This is a genomic window from Puniceibacterium sediminis (assembly GCF_900188035.1).
Lineage (GTDB): Bacteria > Pseudomonadota > Alphaproteobacteria > Rhodobacterales > Rhodobacteraceae > Puniceibacterium > Puniceibacterium sediminis.
This window is the reverse complement of record NZ_FZNN01000067.1, coordinates 1-1,208: the sequence shown is the minus strand read 5'-3', so window position 1 is coordinate 1,208 and position 1,208 is coordinate 1. Positions and strand designations below refer to the sequence as shown.

Here is a 1,208-nt window from a genome sequence, read left to right as displayed (position 1 = left end):
CCTCGAAGGCTGCCGCAGAGCCATCCCCCAGCGCATGCAGGTCATAGCCCATCCGGCTGATCGTGTCGCCATAGCCAGCCCCCCCCGCCCGCGCTGCAAACCAGTGCTGCTCGGGCAGCTTCGGATGCGGGGATTTCAGCAGCACCTGCGCCACGAAGGCCGCCGCCAGCCGGTCGGGCGTCAGCGGCATCAGCCGACCGGCCGTGCCGGATCCGCCCTTCGACCACCAGCTGGTCATCTGCACCCGCTCCAGAACCACCTCGCCCTCGACACCGGGCACCACCCGGAGCGCCTCCTGCAGATCAAGGAGCGTTGCCGCGTCCAGCCCCGCGCCACAGCTGGTTCCCAGCGCCAGCAGCCGCGCCAGCCCGTCCTGCGCCGAGGCGGCCTCGGCCCGTCGCAAGCCCAGCGGCAGAGAGGTCCGGTTGACCCGGTCCAGCTCCCGCCGTGCCAGGTCCTGCATCAGCTGCGCGCCGCCCAGATCGAAGGCTGCGCCCGGATCCATCACCGCATGCAGCCCCGCCGCCGCCGCAAACAGCGGCAACCGCCGCTCGGGATCGTCCGGCACCGGCGACAGCCAGCCCGCCGCAGCGTCGAGCGGCGGCACCTCGACTCCCATGAGTTCCGCCAACCCGCGCGCCGCATCCTCAAGCACCTGCAGCGCCGTCTCGGCCGTCAGGGCTCCCGGCCTCACCAGCTCCTGCCGCCCGAACCGGTGCTTGAGCCGCGTGGCGTAGCCGTCCCAGTCCTCGATCCCCCGACGCGAAATCAACAGCACGCGGATCGGCGCGGCGGCATGGCCGTGTTCGGCCAGCGCCGCGATCAGGTCGTCCACGATCTGTCGGCGTTCCTCGGGATAGTCGACCACCAGGAACAGCCCCGCGGTACCATCGCCAAGTACCCGCAGGGCCGAGGCCGCCTCGGGTGGCAGGAACCCCGCCGTCCAGTCCGCCGCCCGCATTTCCCGCACCGCCTCGGCCGCAAGCCGCGTCTTGCCAGCGCCGCCCGGGCCGGAGATCAGCCGCACGCTGATCGGCTCGTCACTCTGCGCCCACTCGAGGATCGCGCCGAGCGAGTCCGCGCGACCACGGAATTCCGTCAGCCCGTAGTTCCAGCTCAGCGCATTGAACAGGCTCGGCTCGCCCCCGTCGATGATCTGCGCCCGGTCCAGGAGCGGCAGCGTCGGCGCAACCGGCGGCAGACCTTCG

At 72.0% G+C, this 1,208-nt stretch carries 1 protein-coding gene; it reads right to left on the bottom strand.

What is annotated here, in order from left to right; translation table 11 throughout:
• Window positions 1-1,027 (bottom strand): hypothetical protein (locus CHB75_RS21220; protein WP_217898821.1); only part of this gene is annotated, 1,027 nt, incomplete at its 3' end.
• Between the last annotated feature and the right edge of the window lie 181 nt (window positions 1,028-1,208).